We start from the raw sequence: 17,209 nt of genomic DNA on the forward strand, positions 1-17,209 counted from the left end.
TGCTAGCCGCCGTCCTTGTTCACCAGCGCCACGACTTCCGCGAGCTTGACCACCTGATCCTTGTGCAGGGCCGCCAGCGTCTCCAGCTTCTTGCGCCCCGCGGGCAGCAGGTGCACCTCGACCTGTCGCCGGTCGGTGCTGCTGGGCTTGCGCTTGACCAAACCCGCCTCCTCGCAGCGCGACACGAGCGCGACCACGCCGTGCGGCTGGGCCTGCAGGCGCTCGGCGATCTCGCTGACCGTGGCCCATTCGCGGCCCGCAAATCCCTGCGTGTGAAGCATCAGCTGGTACTGCAGCACCGTGATGCCTTCCTCCCGCGCGGCGTCTTCGCTGAAGCGCAGGAAGCTGCGAAGTCTGAATCTGAAATCGGAGAGCGCCTCGAAGTGCTGCTTTCCGATGCTTTTGCGCTGGCTGGCCATTGCATTTCCAAGTGATGTGCGAACGGAAGGCAATGTAGCAGCGCAGGCCCATGCTTCAGAGGGTTATTACTCACGATGTGATGTAATAAAACTCATAACATGATGTACCTGTCCGCAGCCTGACTGGCGAACCGGCGATACCGCGCCGGCCTTCGCCTGCCATGTGCATTCCCTTGGGTCCGTGCCGCTCTTCGAGCCACCGCGCGGGCCGCGATGTTGCTGTTCCTGCCTTTCCTTCCTTACCAATCCCCATCCCATTCCCATTCCCATTCGAGAGAGAGATTGCTTATGCAGATCAAGAGCCAGAAGACCTTCTTCTCGGGCGTCATGTTCACCTGCGTCGGTGCGGCCTTCGCCCTCGGCGCCACCAACTACAACGTGGGCAGTGCGGCGCGCATGGGCCCGGGCTACTTCCCGCTGATCATCGGCACGCTGCTCGGGGTGCTGGGGTTGGTGGTGATCTCGAGTGCGTTCACGGTCAAGACCGCCGACGGCGAGCCGGTCGGCAAGATCGCGTGGAAGCCGCTGGGCTTCATCATCGGCGCCAACCTCTTGTTCGGCATCCTGCTCGCGGGGCTGCGCAGCATCGGGCTGCCCGCCATGGGCCTCATCGCCGCGATCTACGCGCTCGTGGTGGTGGCCTGCATGGCCGGCGCGAACTTCTCGATGAAGCTCTCGCTGATCCTCGCGACGGTGCTCGCCATCGGCAGCTACCTCACCTTCATCGTGGGACTGAAGCTGCAGTTCCAGGTGTGGCCCACCTTCATCAGCGGCTGAGCCGGGGAGCACCACACGCATGACCGAACTCATCGACCATCTCTCGCTCGGCTTCGCCACGGCGGTGTCGCTGCAGAACATCCTCTACGCCTTCATCGGCTGCCTGTTGGGCACGCTCATCGGCGTGCTGCCGGGCATCGGCCCCACGGCCACCATCGCGATGCTGCTGCCGGCCACCTATGCGCTGCCGCCGGTGGCCGCGCTCATCATGCTGGCGGGCATTTATTACGGCTCGCAGTACGGGGGCTCGACGACGGCCATTCTGGTCAACCTGCCGGGCGAGTCGTCTTCCGTGGTCACGGTGATCGACGGGCACCAGATGGCCAAGCAGGGCCGGGGCGGGCCAGCGCTCGCGGCCGCGGGCCTGGGCTCGTTCTTCGCGGGCTGCGTGGGCACGCTGATCCTGGCCGCCTTCGCACCGCCGCTGACCGAGATCGCCTTCAAGTTCGGCCCGGCCGAATACTTCTCGCTGATGATCCTCGGCCTCATCGGCGCGGTGGTGCTGGCCTCGGGCTCGCTGCTCAAGGCGATCTGCATGATCCTGGTCGGGCTGCTGCTGGGCCTGGTGGGCACCGACGTCAACTCGGGCGTGGCGCGCTACAGCTTCGACATTCCCGAGCTCACCGACGGCCTGGGCTTCATCGCCATCGCCATGGGCGTGTTCGGCTACGGCGAGATCATCGCCAACCTCGCGCGCCCGGAAGACGAGCGCGAGGTGTTCACCGCCAAGGTCTCGGGCCTGTTCCCGACCAAGGAAGATTTCAAGCGCATGTTCCCCGCGGTGCTGCGCGGCACGGCGCTCGGTTCGTCGCTGGGCATCCTGCCGGGCGGCGGCGCGCTGCTGTCGGCCTTTGCGGCCTACACGCTCGAGAAGAAGATCCAGCTCAAGCCCGGCGAGGTGGCCTTCGGCAAGGGCAACATCCGCGGCGTGGCCGGCCCCGAGGCGGCCAACAACGCGGGCGCGCAGACCTCCTTCATCCCGATGCTCACGCTGGGCATTCCGCCCAACCCCGTGATGGCGCTGATGGTCGGCGCCATGACCATCCACAACATCCAGCCCGGCCCGCAGGTGATGACCAGCAACCCCGAGCTCTTCTGGGGCCTGATCGCCTCGATGTGGATCGGCAACCTGATGCTGGTGATCCTGAACCTGCCGCTCATCGGCCTGTGGATCAAGCTGCTGACCATTCCCTACAAGTGGCTCTTTCCGGCCATCGTGCTGTTCTGTGCCATCGGCGTGTACTCGACCAACAACAACGTGTTCGACATCTGGCTGGTGGCGATCTTCGGTGTCGTGGGCTACACCTTCATCAAGCTCGGATGCGAGCCCGCGCCGCTGCTGCTGGGCCTGATCCTCGGGCCGATGATGGAAGAGAACCTGCGCCGCGCGCTCCTGCTGTCGCGCGGCGACTGGAGCGTGTTCGTCTCGCGGCCGATCTCGGCGGGGCTGCTGATCGCGGCGGTGCTGTTGATGCTGATCGTGCTGCTGCCGTCCATCCGGTCCAAGCGCGAAGAGGCGTTCGTGGAGGAGACCTAATAGATAAGCCGCCCCGGCCGATCAAGAGGTGCAACCCTCAGTTTTTACGATCGGCGGCACGCCGGTTGGCGGGGCAGTGAACAGGATGACAACGCAGTTGACTTTTATAGGCGCGTTGTCACCCAAAGGACATCGTCAGACCTCGCAAGGGCCGCAGCATCCGGCGCCTTCAACAAGAACGAGGAGACATTCATGACCCAGGAATCCGTGCGTCCGATCACCCGGCGCCGAGCGGCCGTTGCCATGGCCTGCGCCGCAGTCGGCGTTGCGGCCCGGCCCGCCTTCGCTGCCACGACCACCACGGCCGCTGCGACCGCTGCGACGGCGGCCGCCAAACCCGGCGGCGACATCGTCATCGGCCAGAGCGCCCACCTGAGCGGCCCGCTCGCGCCCACGCTGCGGGCCGTGCTGCGCGGCCAGGAAATGGCGCTGGAGGAGTTCAACCGCAAGGGCGGCGTAGAGGGCCGGCGTGTGAGCCTGGTCACGCTGGACGACGCCTACGACGCGCAGAAGACGGTGTCGAACGCGAAGGAACTGCTGGCGCGCCCCGACGTGGTCGCGCTCTTCGGCCTCACCAACACCGCCGGCGCGGGCGCGGTACTGCCGCTGCTCGTGGAGAAGAAGGTGCCGCTCGTGGGCGTGTACAGCGGCTCGCCGGTGCTGCGCGCCAAGCACAACCCGTACTTCTTCACGACCATGGCGAGCTACCGCGACGAGGTGGTGCAGATGGTGCGCAACCTCGTCACGCTGCACCAGGCGGAGATCGGCCTTGTCTACCAGAACAGCCCGTTCGGACAGCTCATGGCGCCGGTGGTCGAGGAAACCTGCAAGGAACTCGGCGCGACGCTTGTGGCCAAGGTGCCGCTCGAAGTCAGCGGCAGCGATGCGCCCGCCGCCGTCGCCACGCTGGCGGCGGCCAAGCCGCGGGCGCTGATCTTCATGTCCTTCGGGCCGTCGATGGTGCCCTTCGTCAAGGCGGCGCGGCAGAAGATCGCCGCGCCCATCTACTGCGTGAGCATCGCCAACTCGCGCGCCCTCATCGAGGCGCTCGGCGACGACGCCCGGGGCCTGGCCGTCGCGCAGATCGTGCCGTACCCCTTTCGCGCCACGAGCACGCTCACGCGCAACTACCACGCGGCCATGGCGGCGGCGGACCTGCCGGTGGACTACGACCACTTCTTCGGCTACCTCAACATCACCGTGCTGCTGGAGGGCCTGAAGCGCGCGGGCAGGGGCGTGACGCCCCAGAAGCTCGTCGCGGCGATGGAGGGCATGCGCATGGCCGACATCGGCGGCTACACGGTCGACTACAGCCCCGAGAACCACCACGGATCGCACTTCGTCGAGCTGGTGATGGTGGCGCCGGGCGGGCGCTACCTGCGCTGAGCGCCCGCACCTCCCTGCACCAAACGGGACGACGCATGCGCCACAACGGCGCACGCCGCCGCGCGCCATGCCCGCGCGGGCGCCGTATTTGGTGCGACCCCAAGGGCTGGGGGCCTGACCGCAGGCTGAATCGCCTGGCACGGATGTTGCGCAGGGTCTAGCACTGTTCCGCGGCAACGCCGCCGCGGCACTCACAGTGCCTCCGCTAACGACGGCGGACCCGAGCGCACTGCAAGCCTTTGTTCAACCAAGGCCGGCAGTACGTCCGTTCCAACCCGATTCGCATCCGTCCCTTGCGGGGGCTCGCCCTGATCGCCGTCTTTCCGACGAGGTCTGCGGCGGACTGACGCATGGCCGGCTGCACGCAGGATCCGACATGAAAATCGCAGTCATTGGCCACGGCATGGTGGGCCACAAGTTTCTAGAGCAACTCCACGAACTCGGCGTTGCCGATGCAGAGGTCACGGTGTTCTGCGAAGAACCCCGCGCGGCCTACGACCGGGTGCATCTGTCCGAATTCTTCGCGGGCAAGACCGCCGAAGACCTCTCGCTGGTCGAGCCCGGCTTCTTTGAACGCAGTGGGTTCACGCTGCGCCTGGCGGCCAAGGCCGTGGCCATCGAGCGCCGCAACAACACGCTCACCACGGCCGATGGCGAAGTGGTGGCCTACGACAAGCTCGTGCTGGCCACCGGCTCTTCGCCCTTCGTGCCGGCCGTGCCCGGCCGCGACCGCCCCAACTGCTTCGTCTACCGCACCATCGAAGACCTGGAGGCGATGAAGGAATGCGGCGCGCGCTCCAAGAGCGGCGTGGTCGTCGGCGGCGGCCTGCTGGGCCTGGAATGTGCCAAGGCGCTGCGCGACATGGGCCTGGAGACGCATGTGGTCGAGTTCGCGCCGCGCCTCATGGCTGTGCAGGTCGACGAAGGCGGCGGCCGTGCGCTGCGCAGCAGCATCGAGGCGCTGGGCCTGCATGTGCACACGGGCCGCAACACGGTGGAGATCACCGACGGCGCCGCCGCGCGGCACCGCATGGTGTTCGCCGACGGCACGTACCTGGAGACCGACATGATCGTGTTCTCCGCCGGCATCCGCCCGCGCGACGAACTGGCCCGCCAGTCGGTGCTGGCCATCGGCCCGCGCGGCGGCGTGGCGATCGACAGCCACTGCCGCACGAGCGACCACGACGTGTATGCCATCGGCGAGTGCGCCTCGTGGAACGAGCAGACCTTCGGCCTCGTCGCGCCCGGCTACGACATGGCGCGCGTCGCCGCCAAACACATCGCCGGCCAGCAGGACGCCGCCTTCATCGGAGCGGACATGAGCACCAAGCTCAAGCTGATGGGCGTGGACGTCGCGAGCATCGGCGATGCGCACGGCAAGACGCCGCACTCGCGCGCCTACCAGTACATCAACGAACACAAGCAGATCTACAAGAAGATCGTGGTGAGCGAAGACGGCAAGCAATTGCTCGGCGCGGTGCTCGTCGGCGATGCGGCCGAGTACGGCACGCTGCTGCAGATGGCGCTCAACGGCATCGCGCTGCCGGCGGACCCCGAGTTCCTGATCCTGCCTGCGAGCGACGGCAAGGCCCGGCCCGGCCTCGGCGTGGATGCATTGCCCGACACCGCGCAGATCTGCTCCTGCAACAACGTGACCAAGGGCCAGATCTGCGCGGCCGTGGGCGAGGGCGCCTGCACCGTCGCCGAAATGAAGGCCTGCACCAAGGCCGGCGCCACCTGCGGCGGCTGCGTGGCGCTGGTGGGGCAGGTGATGAAGGTCGAGATGGCCAAGCGCGGCATGGCCGTCAACAACCACCTGTGCGAACACTTCGCGTACTCGCGCCAGGAGCTCTACCACCTCATCCGCGTGGGCGAGATCCGCAGCTTCGAGGACCTGCTCGCCAAGCACGGCAAGGGCCTGGGCTGCGACATCTGCAAGCCCACGGCGGCGAGCATCTTCGCCTCGTGCTGGAACGAGTTCGTGCTCAAGAAGAACCTCGCGAGCCTGCAGGACAGCAACGACTACTTCCTCGGCAACATCCAGAAGGACGGCACCTACTCGGTCGTGCCGCGCATGCCGGGCGGCGAGGTCACGCCCGATGGGCTCATCGCCGTGGGGCAGGTCGCCAAGAAGTACGGCCTCTACACCAAGGTCACCGGCGGCGCCCGCGTCGACATGTTCGGCGCGCGCGTCGAGCAGCTGCCCTCGATCTGGGAAGAACTCATCGCCGCGGGCTTCGAATCGGGCCATGCCTACGGCAAGTCGCTGCGCACCGTGAAGAGCTGCGTGGGCTCGACGTGGTGCCGCTACGGCGTGGACGACAGCGTGGGCCTGGCCGTGGAGCTGGAGAACCGCTACAAGGGCCTGCGCGCGCCGCACAAGATCAAGTTCGGCGTGTCGGGCTGCACCCGCGAATGCGCCGAGGCGCAGGGCAAGGACGTGGGCATCATCGCCACCGAGAAGGGCTGGAACCTCTACGTCTGCGGCAACGGCGGCATGAAGCCGCGCCATGCGGAACTCTTCGCCTCCGACCTCACGAAGGTGCAGCTCATCCAGCTGATCGACCGCTTCCTGATGTTCTACGTGCGCACGGCCGACCGCCTGCAGCGCACCAGCACCTGGCGCGAAAACCTCGAAGGCGGGCTCGACTACCTCAAGGGCGTGCTGCTGCAGGACACCCTGGGCATCGCCGGCGAACTCGAAGTGCAGATGCAGAGCGTGGTCGACACCTACCAGTGCGAGTGGAAGACCGCGGTGAACGACCCCGCCGTGCGCCAGCGCTTCCGCTCCTTCGTCAACAGCGAGAAGCCCGACGAGCACATCGTGTTCGTGAAGGAACGCGGCCAGATCCGCCCGGCCCGCGCCGAAGAGCGCAGCACCGAAGCCGACGCCGAAACCGTCTGACGAAAACCGAGGATCTCCACGATGACCACCGACACCCTCCAATGGACCGCCGTGTGCGCGGCCACCGACATCCTTCCCGACACCGGCGTTTGCGCGCTGGTCGACGGCGTGCATGTCGCGATCTTCAGCGTGGGCCGGGAGCAGGCCCTGTACGCCATCGACAACGTGGACCCGAAGGCCGGCGCCAGCGTGCTCTCGCGCGGGCTGGTGGGCAGCCTGGGCGACCGCATCGTCGTCGCCTCGCCGCTCTACAAGAACCACTTTGACCTGCGCAGCGGCGAGTGCCTGGAGGCGCCCGAGTACTCGGTGCGCGCCCATGCGGTGCGCGTGGACGAAGGCCGCGTGCTCGTCGCGCTCGCCTGAGCCGCGCACCTTCGACGCTTCAATCTTTTTCTCTGCTTTTTCGCTTCTTCAAGGAATCCCGATGGCCTATCTAGCCCCCGCCGAGTTCGTGACCAAGATGGTCGATGCCGGCGAATCCAAGCTGCTGATGTCCACCCGCGACACGCTCATCCGCTCCTACATGGCCGGCGCCATCCTGGCGCTCGCCGCGGCCTTCGCCGTCTCGATCACCGTGAACACCGGCAACGCGCTGGTGGGCGCGATGCTGTTCCCGGTCGGTTTCATCATGCTGTACCTGCTGGGCTTCGACCTCCTGACCGGTGTGTTCACGCTGGCGCCGCTCGCGGTGCTCGACAAGCGCCCCGGCGCCACCTGGGGCGGCGTCATGCGCAACTGGAGCCTGGTGTTCGTCGGCAACTTCGCGGGCGCGCTCACCGTGGCGGTGTTCATGGCGATCATCTTCACCTTCGGCTTCAGCGAGGCGCCCAACGCCATCGGCGAGAAGCTCGGCCACATCGGTGAAGGCCGCACCGTCGGCTATGCCGCGCACGGCGCCGCCGGCATGCTGACGCTGTTCATCCGCGGCGTGATGTGCAACTGGATGGTCTCCACCGGCGTGGTCGCGGCCATGATGTCCACCACCGTGTCGGGCAAGGCCATCGGCATGTGGATGCCCGTGATGGTGTTCTTCTACATGGGCTTCGAACACTCGATCGTCAACATGTTCCTGTTCCCCACCGGCCTCTTGCTGGGCGGCAAGTTCACGCTGATGGACTACCTGATCTGGAACGAGATTCCCACCGTCATCGGCAACCTCGTCGGTGGCCTGACCTTCGTGGGGCTGACGCTGTACTCGACGCATTACAAGACGGCGCCCAAGCGCAAGGCCAGCTGACAACCAGTCACGCATCGCTTCGATGCTGATGCCCACGCACAAGGCGCTGCGCGTGACGCTCGGCCAGCACTCGCTGGCCAAGCCCGGCGCAGTCAACCAGGACTTCCACGGTGCGATGCTGCCCGAGGGAACGCTGCGCATGTCCAAGGGCATCGCGGTGGCGCTCGCCGATGGCATCGGCTCCAGCCGCGTGAGCCAGGTGGCGAGCGCGGCGGCGGTGCGGGGTTTCCTCGACGACTACTACGCGACCTCCGATGCGTGGTCGGTGCGCCGCGCGGCCCAGCGGGTGCTGAGCGCCACCAACTCGTGGCTGCACGCGCAGACGATGCGCAGCGATGCGCGCTTCGACAAAGACAGCGGCTACGTCTGCACCTTCAGCGCGCTCGTCTTCAAGGGGCGCGACGTGCACATGCTGCACGTGGGCGATGCGCGCATCCATCGCCTGCATCCGAACGGGCTGGAGCAGCTCACCGAAGACCACCGGGTGCATCTGTCCTCGGTCGAGTCGTACCTCGGGCGCGCACTCGGTGCGGGGCCGAACGTGGAGATCGACTACCGCTGCTGGGAGGCGGAGGTGGGCGAGGTCTACCTGCTGGCCACCGATGGCGCCTACACGCACCTCGATGCCGCCGCAGTGCACGACGCGATCGCGCGGTGCGGTGACGATTTCGACGCGGCCGCACGCCTGCTCACGGAGGCCGCGCAGGCCCGCAGCAGCGATGACGACTGCACGGTGCAGCTCGTGCGCATCGACGAACTGCCGCTGGCCGACGCCGCACCGCTGCCCCTGCAGCGCGAAGGCCTCGCCATCGCGCCGCCGCTTGCGCCCCGAACCCGCTTCGAGGGCTTCACGCTCGTGCGCGAACTCCATGTGAGTTCGCGCAGCCACGTGCACCTGGCGGTGGACGACGCGAGCGGACAGCAGGTCGTGCTGAAGCTGCCCTCGGTCGATCTGCGCGACGACCCGGAATACCTCGACCGCTTCGTGCTCGAAGAGTGGGTGGCGCGGCGCATCGACAACGTGCATGTGCTCAAGGCAAGCGCCATCGACCGCACGCGCGGCCACCTGTACGTCGCCATGGAATATGTCGACGGCCAGACGCTCGCGCAGTGGATGGTCGACAACCCCAAGCCGTCGCTCGACAGCGTGCGCCGCATCGCCGAGCAACTCGCGAGCGGGCTGCAGGCGCTGCACGGCAGGGAGATGCTGCACCAGGACGTGCGCCCCGAGAACGTGATGATCGACCGCACCGGCACCGTGCGGATCATCGACCTCGCGACGACCCATGTGGCGGGGCTCGCCGATGGGGCGGGGGAGGGGCGTCCGCTTGCGATCACCGGCACGCTGCAGTACACCGCGCCCGAATACTTCACCGGCCATGGCGGCAGTGCGCGGTCTGACCTGTTCTCGATGGCGGTGATCGTCTACCAGATGCTCACGGGCCAGTTGCCGTACGGGCTGCAGGTGTCGCGGGTTCGGTCGCCCGCCGATGTGAACCGGCTGCGCTATGTGCCGGTTCGCCACCTGCGGCCCGACCTGCCCGAGTGGGTCGATGCGGTGCTGCAGAAGGCGCTGAATCCGAATCCGCTCAAGCGGCAGGAGGCCGTGTCGGAGCTTGCGCACGACCTCCGCGCGCCGGGGCAGGAGTTTCTGCGTGTGCGCATGCCACCGCTGATCGAGCGGCACCCCGTGCGCTTCTGGCAGACGACCACGGCGTTGCTGGCCATCGTGTCGGTGGTGCTGCTCGGGGTGTTGGTCCTGGGGCGGTGAGGTTGCGGGGGTTACAGCGGCGTCAAGCCGACGATCGAAGACCTCAGCACGGCGCCGCGTTGACTTTGTCCACCGCCAGACGCAGCGACTGCATCGTGGCCTCTGTCGTCTCGATGCGGCGCTGCAACTCCTCGTTCACCAGCCGCATCAGCGCGCTCAGTTCAGTGCGGATGGGGTAGACATCTTCCGAGTCGCTCGCAAGCTGCGGATCGACGAGCTTCTCGATGCACGCATAGGCGAGCCGCACGTCGTGCAGGCTGTCGATGTCGTCGCAGGCCCGCAGCGCGAGCAATGCGGCGCTGTGAGGGTCGAAGGGTTCGGGGGACGGGGGAACGTGAGCCATGCATGGCCTCCAAGGGTTTCGATTTACTGAAACCGACGCACCCGAGTCCAATCGAGGGCGGCGGCTCGACGGGTTGGACTACCGGGAAACCACTTGCGTGAAACCGGCCGGGCTCGCGCCCGCCCATCGAGCCGCCTAAAAAGGTTGCACGAATGAGAAAGCCGCAGTCCTTGCGGTAGCTGCGGCTTTCGTCGCAGTGATTTCAACGGGAGTCCAATCCCGATCACGCCTGTTTTTGACGTGACGGGGCGCAGTATAGCTACGCGGATGTGTTGGCTTTTGCAGCCCCCGCGACCTCCGCCACGAACGGCGATTGAGATCAAGACGAACCCGCAATCCGTTCACGCTGAGCTTGTCGAAGCGCCGCGCGAGCATTCGGCAATGCAGGGGATGGGCGTGTTGCACCAAGTCAGTCGTCGAGACGAGCTGTTTCCGCGAACTGGCAGTGCAGATCAGGGGCAGCTTGGCGTCCCAACGCTCTCGTTGGAGCGTCCGCTTGCAGCGACTGCCGTCGTTCAAATCGTCGAACTCGCCGCCAATAGCTGTCGCTCAGTACCCGGCAGCAGCCAAGGGTCGGTTGAACGAAGACACCAATAGCCAGGGGCAGCAGTACGGAGCAGCCCGCACGTTGGGCCAGTAGTTGTGGATTGGGCTTTGCGAGCGGTGGCGGACGTGGCTAAACCTTCCACCACAAAATTCATGAAGATCTCGTCCACCTCATCCATTCGCTCAAGGGTCAAGCTGTGTTGAGTTTGAGGTCATGGTCTTCCCTGGGACCCATTGCTAGGTGCCAGCATTGCAGACCCCCGCGTGCTCTTGATCAGATTTTCCCAGATCGAAATCAAGACGCAGACGCTTAGCACTGCCTCGGATGAGCTGGCCATTTACCAAGACCATGCGTTGTGTTGCGCACCGTCACGCACTAGACTGGCCGTTACTTAAAAATACTGAGATTACAAATGACAAAGGACCTTCTCGCCGAGCTTTCCACCTTAATCGATGAGACAAAAAGGCGCTCAGGAAATGAAGCTGAGACGCGGCATCGAATAATCGATTTTATTATTCATAACGCCTTATCTTGGCCAAAAAATCGCGTCAAGGTTGAAGAATTTATTCGGCCAGGATTTGCTGATTATGTGCTCACAAAGCAGGACGGTTCGCATTTACTTTTTATTGAAGCGAAGCGTGAGGGTATATATTTTCAATTGCCGATTCCACATGCAAATGGAGAGGTTTCTTGCTATTTAAGCATCGCAAAACTCCTTACAGATGAGGCCATTAAAAGTGCGATGGATCAGGTGCGAAACTATTGCATCGACACCGGCTGTGAGTATGCTTGCGTGACAAACGGGCATGAATGGATTTTCTTCAAAACTTTTGAAAAGGGAAAGCGCTGGGATCAACAAAACGCCTTTGTTGCTCGGAGCCTGAATTTCTTTCTTCGAGAGTACACAAAAGCTCGGAACTCGTTTTCTTTCACGGCAATTGTCGATCACGCGGCGCTTCATGCGGCGCTGAGTACGAGTGCTCCAAAAGATCGAGGCATTTATTACCCCAGAGAGAAAATTACATCGTACTCCCATCCAATTAAGGCAAATTGGCTTGCAGCAAAAATCAGACCGCCCATTAACTACTATTTTGGGACAATAAGTGATTCAGACACCGACTTCATGGAGCGGTGCTACGTGTCGCAACGAGAGTATCAGGATACTACTGATGGCATGCGGTCACTCATACACGATTCCATTTCTCCGTATTTTGAGAATTATGGTGTGCAGCAATTGGACGATACAGGGAAGGGTGGCCGGCTAGGGGGACGACTTACTAAGAATCTAAAGAATAATTTAAAAGGTGAGGTGCTCGTTTTGTTCGGAGGCAAAGGAGCTGGAAAATCTACTTTTATCAAACGGCTTCTCCATCACAATCCTCCTCGCTGGCTCCTCGAAAACGCCCACTCTTGCATTCTCGATCTTCTGAATGTGTCCGAAGATACAAATACAATTCGCGATACGACTTGGAACCGCCTCGTCAGTGCACTTGACAGCGAAAAACTGCTGGCGGGCTCAAGAGAGCAATTGCTTAGAGATCTTTTTAGCGACAGATTCGAAATAGCAAGAAAACAAGATTTGGCTGGTTTAAATGAGGCGTCCGAGATATATAACTCTCAGCTCAATTTGTTGGTCAGCTCTTGGAAAAGCGACTGGGCATACTGCGCCACTCGACTTGTTGAGCATTGGAGAATTAAAGGACGCGGGGCTATTGTTGTTGTTGACAATACCGACCAATACGCCTCTAAAGTTCAAGACTTCTGTTTTATCTTGGCTCAAGAAATTGCAAACACGCTCGGTTGCGTTGTTCTAATTTCCATGCGTGAAGAGAGATTCTATGACTCCAAGATTCACGGAGTACTCGATGCTTATCAGAATGCGGGTTTCCATATCAGCTCACCTCGACCAGCCGAAGTGTTTAGAAAGCGCCTTGAGTATACGGTCCGATTGCTTGATAACCCCGCACTCCCCGCCCCACTTCTCGCAGAATTCGACGCGAATTTTACTCGCGCAACGTCGACCTATTTATCGATACTGGCGAAAGACTTTATCAATGACTCGTCACCTTTGAATGGTTTTTTGACCGCCTGTGCTCACGGTGACATACGGCTTTCACTTGATCTATTTCGCGCATTTTTGCTTTCTGGGTATACCAATGTGGACGAAATGATCGCCAATTCACATTGGACTTTTCAGATTCACCAAGTCATAAAGCCGGTCATGATTCCAGACCGATATTTTTACGACGAATCACTAAGCCGCATACCAAATCTATTTCAACTTCGTACTCCAAGGCAATCTTCGCATTTCACGGCTCTCCGAATACTGCGCCGGCTTAGTAAGGGCCAGGACAAGGGCTCGCCGTCCTATTTTGATGTGGCCGAGTTGCGCGGCTATTTCGCGGAAACCTTTGGAATGCTGGACGATTTTGAAAAAAACACTGATACTCTTCTTAAGCATGGTTTTGTTGAGGCGAATAATCGACTGGATGCCTATTCGGACTCAGTGGATAGTGTCAAGATTACTCGGTATGGCACATACATGATTGAGGAGTTGGCTTGGAATTTTACTTATTTAGATCTTGTTTGCACCGATTGCGGAATTTTCGATGAACAGGTAAGTAACTATCTCACTGAGGCAGCGAAAGAAGAATACTCTTTATTTTTAAAAGGCGAGAGAGTCGAGCGTGTCAAAGTTCGACTTGAGAGAGTTGAGGAATTTATTAAATACCTCGAGGAGGAAGAGAAACGTGAAAGAGATTTGTATTCTCTTGGCATGCCTGTTGAAGAGATGTTTACTTCCAAAATACGTGCAACCTTTGACGGCGAAAAAAATCGAGTCCTTCGGAGTGCAAAACGCCAAACTGTGCGCCGAGAGCGAAATTGGGGGAAATAAGCATTTGTTCGCGTGTATCTGGCGAGACCATGTTGCGCACGGTTGAAAGCATGGAGCGTTCGCATCTGCAGCCCTCGGTCGAGGACTAATGCAGGGTTCGGCGACTGGCGCGTAATTAATGCGGACTCTAAGCGGGGTAGAGCAATGCCCGCGCTCGGCTGAATTGCCGTGCCCTGTCGCCCGGATCATCGGCAACCCATTGGCTACTGGGCTCCAGGTCTGGTTCGAGCGGCAGCACCAATTCGAGTTCGAGGCAAGAACTTCGCACTCGAATGTCCAAGTTCAGTCTGAAGCAGGCATAAGCCGAGCCAGCCGAGTGTCGGCTTCCGGCCGACCGCCGAGATCTAGGCCCTGGAGCGAAAAGGCTAGAGGTGGTCAGGGTGTCATGCCCGACCGCACCCGCCCCTCCAGCAACCCCCTCAAAAACCCCCAAGGGAAAATTCCCCGGTCGTGCCCATCGCTGAACACGAACTGCACGCCATAGGCCCCGACCGGCTGTATGTCCGCGAGTTGCACGTCGTCACCCGCATTGCCATCGCCCCCAGCCGCCCGCAGCACCTTGCAATCCGCACAAGGACAACTGGCCCGCAGCATCCGGTACGTCGCCAGATACCGCTCCCCATCGCCCCAGCAAAACTCCAGCGCGGCCCGCGCGCGGTGATCGACGATGGACTCAGGCGCCATGGGCCGCCTTGTTGCCGATCTGCACGATGGCCAGCCGGGCCGATTTGCGCACTTCGGGATCGGGATCGTCCGCGGCAAGTTCGAGTGCGGGCAGCGCCCCTGCATCGCCGATGTCGCCCAGCGCCAGCGCGGCTTCCTTGCGCAGGTTGCTGATGCTGTGGCCCAGCGCCGCGAGCAGCGGCGTGACGCTCTCGGCGCTGCGCAGGCGCCCCAGGCTGCGTGCCGCACGCAGGCGCACCTGCCAGTAGTCGTCGTCCAGCGCCACCAGCAGCGCTGCGGTCGCGGCGGGTTGCTGCAGCTTGCCGAGTGCGGTGGCCGCTTCTTCGCGCACCTGCCAGCTCGCATCGCGCAGCGCGGTTTCCAGCGCGATGCGCGCATCGGCATCGCCCGCCGCAAAGGCCAGCGCGCCCACGGCCGCGCGGCGCACTTCGTCCACCGGGTCGGAGGCGGCAAGGGCGGCCAGCGCAGGCAGCGCGGGCGCATGTTTCAGGTAGCCGAGCACGCCGATGGCTTCGCGGCGCAGGGCGATGGCGTCGGCGGTGTCCTGGGTGGCGCGCGGCTCCTGCAGCACCGCCAGCGCGGGGCCGGCGCTGGCGGGCACGCGCAGTTCGCGCAGCGCACGCAGCACGGCGGCGCGCACCCGCGCGGGGCCGGTGCCCGCATGCGGCAGCAGCCAGGCGGCCGATGCGGGTTCCTTCAGTTCGGCCAGGCTGTGGGCGGCGGCTTCGCGCACTTGCGCATCGGCGTCGTCGAGCGCCACCGCCAGCCCTTCGACGGCGCACTGGTTCTCCATGGTTTCGAGCGCCAGCGCCGCGGCGGCGCGCACGGCCGGTGTGTCGTCGCGCAGGGCCGCGACCAGCAGCGGCGTGTGGGCCTCGTCGGACAGGTCGCCCAGGTCCATCACCGCGATGCGGCGCACTTCGGCATCGGGGGAGGCCAGGCGTTCGGCAATGGCCTGCAGTTCGGGGTCGTCGAGGAGCGAGGAAGTCATTCTTTGTTTGTTTGTTTGTTTTTCTAGATGGCAAAGCGCAGTTGCGCAGCGGTGGGGGCGGCGCCGAGCGGCGTGAGGCGTTCCAGCGGTTCGCTGGCGCCCGCATGCGGATGCAGCAGTTGCAGGCAGCGCCGCTTGAGCGCGGTGAATTCGGAAGAAGTGACCAGCGACGGATCGCGCGGCCGGGGAAAGTCGAGCGCGAACTCGGCGACGATGCGCCCCGGCCGCGGCCCCATCACGAGCACGCGGTCGCCGAGGAACAGCGCCTCGTCGATGTCGTGGGTGATGAAGACGATGGTGGTGCGCACGCGCGCCCAGGCGTCGAGCAACTGGCGCTGCATCATCAGCCGCGTCTGCGCATCGAGCGCGCCGAAGGGCTCGTCCATCAGCATCACGCGCGGGTGGTTGATGAGCACCCGCGCGATCTCCGCGCGCTGCTGCATGCCGCCCGAAAGCTGCGAGGGATAGAAGCCCGCGAAGTCGTCCAGGCCCACGAGGCGCAGCATCTCGTGCGCCCGCGCATGGCGCTCGCGGCGGCCGACGCCCTGCATCTTCAGGCCGAAGGCGACGTTGTCGAGCACCTTCTTCCAGGGGAAGAGCGTGTGGTGCTGGAACACGAGGCCGCGGTCGGGATGCGGTCCGCGAACGGGCTCGCCGTCCACGTGGATCACACCGCTCGCAGGCGTCAGGTGGCCGGCGAGCGCGCCGAGCAGCGTCGACTTGCCGCAGCCCGAAGGCCCGAGCAGGCAGACGAATTCGCCGGGCTCCACGTGCAGCGTGATGTCCTGCACTGCATCGAAGGCCTGCGCGCCCTGGCCGAGGCGCACGCACAGGTCGTCGATGGCGATGCGGCCGGTTTGCACATCGGCCTTCATGCGCGTTTCTCCTGCACGGCGCGCCAGGGCATGAGCGACTGGCCGACGCGGCGCACGAGCGCGCTGCTGCCCATGCCGAGCACGCCGATGAAGAGCATGCCGACCACGATGTCCGCGTAGTTCTGGATCGTGTACGACATCCACGTGTAGTAGCCGATGCCGAACTGGCCCGAGATCATCTCGGCCGTGACGAGGCAGAACCACGCGGTGCCCATGCCGATGGCAAGGCCGGTGACCACGCTCGGCAGCGCGCCCGGCAGGATCACTTCGCGGAACACCGCGAGGCGGCCCGCGCCCAGGCTGCGCGCCGAAGCGACGAGGCGCGCATCCACCGCCTCCACGCCGTGCACGGTGTTGAGCAGCACGGGGAATAGCGCGCCGATGAATGTGATGAAGACCATCGAGGCTTCGGACGACGGAAACATCAGGATGGCCAGCGGAATCCACGCGACGGCGGGAATCGGCCGCAGCACTTCGAGCGGCGGCAGCAGCGTGTCCTCGGCCCAGCGGGCGCGGCCTATCGCGAGGCCCAATGCCACGCCAGCGATGGCCGCGAGCCCGAAGCCGATGAACACGCGGCGCAGGCTCGCCGAAAGATGCTGCAGCACCAGCGGCGACTGCACCAGCGACCACGCCGACTCGGCCACCTCGCGCGGCGGCGGCACGTTCTGGAAGGTGATGAAGCCCAGGTTCATGCGCTCGCGCGTGGCGAGGTGCCATGCGAGCACGCACAGGAGCAGGGCGGCGATGCGCCATGTGGCGCGCGGCATGGCGCGCAGGTTGCTATGGAGGGAGTTGGTCATTGGAGACCTTTGAGCGTGGTTATGTTTCGCGACCAGCC

At 63.8% G+C, this 17,209-nt stretch carries 14 protein-coding genes; 8 read left to right on the top strand and 6 right to left on the bottom strand.

All coding sequences use genetic code 11. From position 1 onward, the window contains the following. Nucleotides 1-2: 2 nt before the first annotated feature. Nucleotides 3-419, bottom strand: a complete 417-nt coding sequence (locus tag VARPA_RS12330) for a MarR family winged helix-turn-helix transcriptional regulator (protein ID WP_013540897.1) — start codon at nucleotides 417-419, stop codon at nucleotides 3-5. Between the two features lie 288 nt (nucleotides 420-707). Between VARPA_RS12330 and VARPA_RS12335 the strand changes: the two genes are divergently transcribed. The 7 genes from VARPA_RS12335 to VARPA_RS12365 all read left to right on the top strand — a co-directional run bounded on the left by VARPA_RS12335 (nucleotide 708) and on the right by VARPA_RS12365 (nucleotide 10,032). Beyond that, nucleotides 708-1,196, top strand: coding sequence for a tripartite tricarboxylate transporter TctB family protein (locus VARPA_RS12335; RefSeq protein WP_013540898.1), 489 nt, complete (start codon nucleotides 708-710; stop codon nucleotides 1,194-1,196). 19 nt (nucleotides 1,197-1,215) lie between these two features. After that, the gene (locus VARPA_RS12340; RefSeq protein WP_013540899.1) at nucleotides 1,216-2,733 is read left to right on the top strand and encodes a tripartite tricarboxylate transporter permease; all 1,518 of its coding nucleotides are present in this window, start codon (nucleotides 1,216-1,218) and stop codon (nucleotides 2,731-2,733) included. A 192-nt stretch (nucleotides 2,734-2,925) separates the two neighbouring features. Next, a complete protein-coding gene (locus VARPA_RS12345) occupies nucleotides 2,926-4,119 on the top strand; it encodes an ABC transporter substrate-binding protein (RefSeq protein ID WP_013540900.1) in 1,194 nt (397 codons plus the stop codon). Between the two features lie 376 nt (nucleotides 4,120-4,495). Further along, entirely contained in the window at nucleotides 4,496-7,024 is a 2,529-nt protein-coding gene (gene nirB, locus VARPA_RS12350) for a nitrite reductase large subunit NirB (protein WP_013540901.1), read from the top strand. Nucleotides 7,025-7,045: 21 nt separating this feature from the next. Further along, nucleotides 7,046-7,387, top strand: coding sequence for a nitrite reductase small subunit NirD (gene nirD, locus VARPA_RS12355; RefSeq protein ID WP_013540902.1), 342 nt, complete (start codon nucleotides 7,046-7,048; stop codon nucleotides 7,385-7,387). A 61-nt stretch (nucleotides 7,388-7,448) separates the two neighbouring features. Beyond that, complete coding sequence (locus tag VARPA_RS12360; protein WP_013540903.1) at nucleotides 7,449-8,261, top strand: formate/nitrite transporter family protein; 813 nt, start codon at nucleotides 7,449-7,451, stop codon at nucleotides 8,259-8,261. Nucleotides 8,262-8,283: 22 nt separating this feature from the next. Then, nucleotides 8,284-10,032, top strand: coding sequence for a bifunctional protein-serine/threonine kinase/phosphatase (locus VARPA_RS12365; RefSeq protein ID WP_013540904.1), 1,749 nt, complete (start codon nucleotides 8,284-8,286; stop codon nucleotides 10,030-10,032). A 43-nt stretch (nucleotides 10,033-10,075) separates the two neighbouring features. Here VARPA_RS12365 and VARPA_RS12370 read toward each other — a convergent pair whose 3' ends face one another. Further along, a complete protein-coding gene (locus VARPA_RS12370; RefSeq protein ID WP_013540905.1) occupies nucleotides 10,076-10,375 on the bottom strand; it encodes a hypothetical protein in 300 nt (99 codons plus the stop codon). 959 nt (nucleotides 10,376-11,334) lie between these two features. Between VARPA_RS12370 and VARPA_RS31030 the strand changes: the two genes are divergently transcribed. After that, nucleotides 11,335-13,818 (top strand): hypothetical protein, encoded by a 2,484-nt coding sequence (locus VARPA_RS31030; RefSeq protein WP_013540906.1) that lies wholly within the window; start codon nucleotides 11,335-11,337, stop codon nucleotides 13,816-13,818. A 375-nt stretch (nucleotides 13,819-14,193) separates the two neighbouring features. Here the strand turns inward: VARPA_RS31030 and VARPA_RS12375 are convergent, their stop codons facing one another. From VARPA_RS12375 to VARPA_RS12390, 4 genes are read right to left on the bottom strand one after another with little or no spacing between them, the layout of a single operon-like run. After that, nucleotides 14,194-14,502 carry a gamma-butyrobetaine hydroxylase-like domain-containing protein gene (locus VARPA_RS12375; RefSeq protein WP_013540907.1) on the bottom strand — a complete coding sequence of 103 codons (309 nt, stop codon included), beginning with the start codon at nucleotides 14,500-14,502 and terminating at the stop codon, nucleotides 14,194-14,196. Further along, nucleotides 14,492-15,493, bottom strand: a complete 1,002-nt coding sequence (locus VARPA_RS12380; protein ID WP_013540908.1) for a HEAT repeat domain-containing protein — start codon at nucleotides 15,491-15,493, stop codon at nucleotides 14,492-14,494. The genes VARPA_RS12375 and VARPA_RS12380 overlap by 11 nt, the downstream gene beginning before the upstream one ends. A 23-nt stretch (nucleotides 15,494-15,516) precedes the next feature. Continuing rightward, nucleotides 15,517-16,368: an ABC transporter ATP-binding protein gene (locus VARPA_RS12385; protein WP_013540909.1), complete on the bottom strand. Its 852-nt coding sequence runs from the start codon at nucleotides 16,366-16,368 to the stop codon at nucleotides 15,517-15,519. Further along, complete coding sequence (locus VARPA_RS12390; protein ID WP_013540910.1) at nucleotides 16,365-17,171, bottom strand: ABC transporter permease; 807 nt, start codon at nucleotides 17,169-17,171, stop codon at nucleotides 16,365-16,367. Before VARPA_RS12390 ends, VARPA_RS12385 begins: the two co-directional genes overlap by 4 nt. Nucleotides 17,172-17,209 lie beyond the last annotated feature (38 nt).

The sequence above is a fragment of the Variovorax paradoxus EPS genome, from assembly GCF_000184745.1.
GTDB classification, from domain to species: domain Bacteria; phylum Pseudomonadota; class Gammaproteobacteria; order Burkholderiales; family Burkholderiaceae_C; genus Variovorax; species Variovorax paradoxus_C.

Bases quoted from the DNA above. Each gene is read 5' to 3' on its own strand.
- VARPA_RS31030 (WP_013540906.1), top strand. From the start codon at position 11,335: ATGACAAAGGACCTTCTCGCCGAGCTTTCCACCTTAATCGATGAGACA.
- VARPA_RS12375 (WP_013540907.1), bottom strand. From the start codon at position 14,502: ATGGCGCCTGAGTCCATCGTCGATCACCGCGCGCGGGCCGCGCTGGAG.
- VARPA_RS12340 (WP_013540899.1), top strand. From the start codon at position 1,216: ATGACCGAACTCATCGACCATCTCTCGCTCGGCTTCGCCACGGCGGTG.
- VARPA_RS12385 (WP_013540909.1), bottom strand. From the start codon at position 16,368: ATGAAGGCCGATGTGCAAACCGGCCGCATCGCCATCGACGACCTGTGC.
- VARPA_RS12360 (WP_013540903.1), top strand. From the start codon at position 7,449: ATGGCCTATCTAGCCCCCGCCGAGTTCGTGACCAAGATGGTCGATGCC.
- VARPA_RS12380 (WP_013540908.1), bottom strand. From the start codon at position 15,493: ATGACTTCCTCGCTCCTCGACGACCCCGAACTGCAGGCCATTGCCGAA.
- VARPA_RS12365 (WP_013540904.1), top strand. From the start codon at position 8,284: ATGCTGATGCCCACGCACAAGGCGCTGCGCGTGACGCTCGGCCAGCAC.
- VARPA_RS12335 (WP_013540898.1), top strand. From the start codon at position 708: ATGCAGATCAAGAGCCAGAAGACCTTCTTCTCGGGCGTCATGTTCACC.
- nirB (WP_013540901.1), top strand. From the start codon at position 4,496: ATGAAAATCGCAGTCATTGGCCACGGCATGGTGGGCCACAAGTTTCTA.
- VARPA_RS12390 (WP_013540910.1), bottom strand. From the start codon at position 17,171: ATGACCAACTCCCTCCATAGCAACCTGCGCGCCATGCCGCGCGCCACA.
- VARPA_RS12330 (WP_013540897.1), bottom strand. From the start codon at position 419: ATGGCCAGCCAGCGCAAAAGCATCGGAAAGCAGCACTTCGAGGCGCTC.
- VARPA_RS12345 (WP_013540900.1), top strand. From the start codon at position 2,926: ATGACCCAGGAATCCGTGCGTCCGATCACCCGGCGCCGAGCGGCCGTT.
- nirD (WP_013540902.1), top strand. From the start codon at position 7,046: ATGACCACCGACACCCTCCAATGGACCGCCGTGTGCGCGGCCACCGAC.
- VARPA_RS12370 (WP_013540905.1), bottom strand. From the start codon at position 10,375: ATGGCTCACGTTCCCCCGTCCCCCGAACCCTTCGACCCTCACAGCGCC.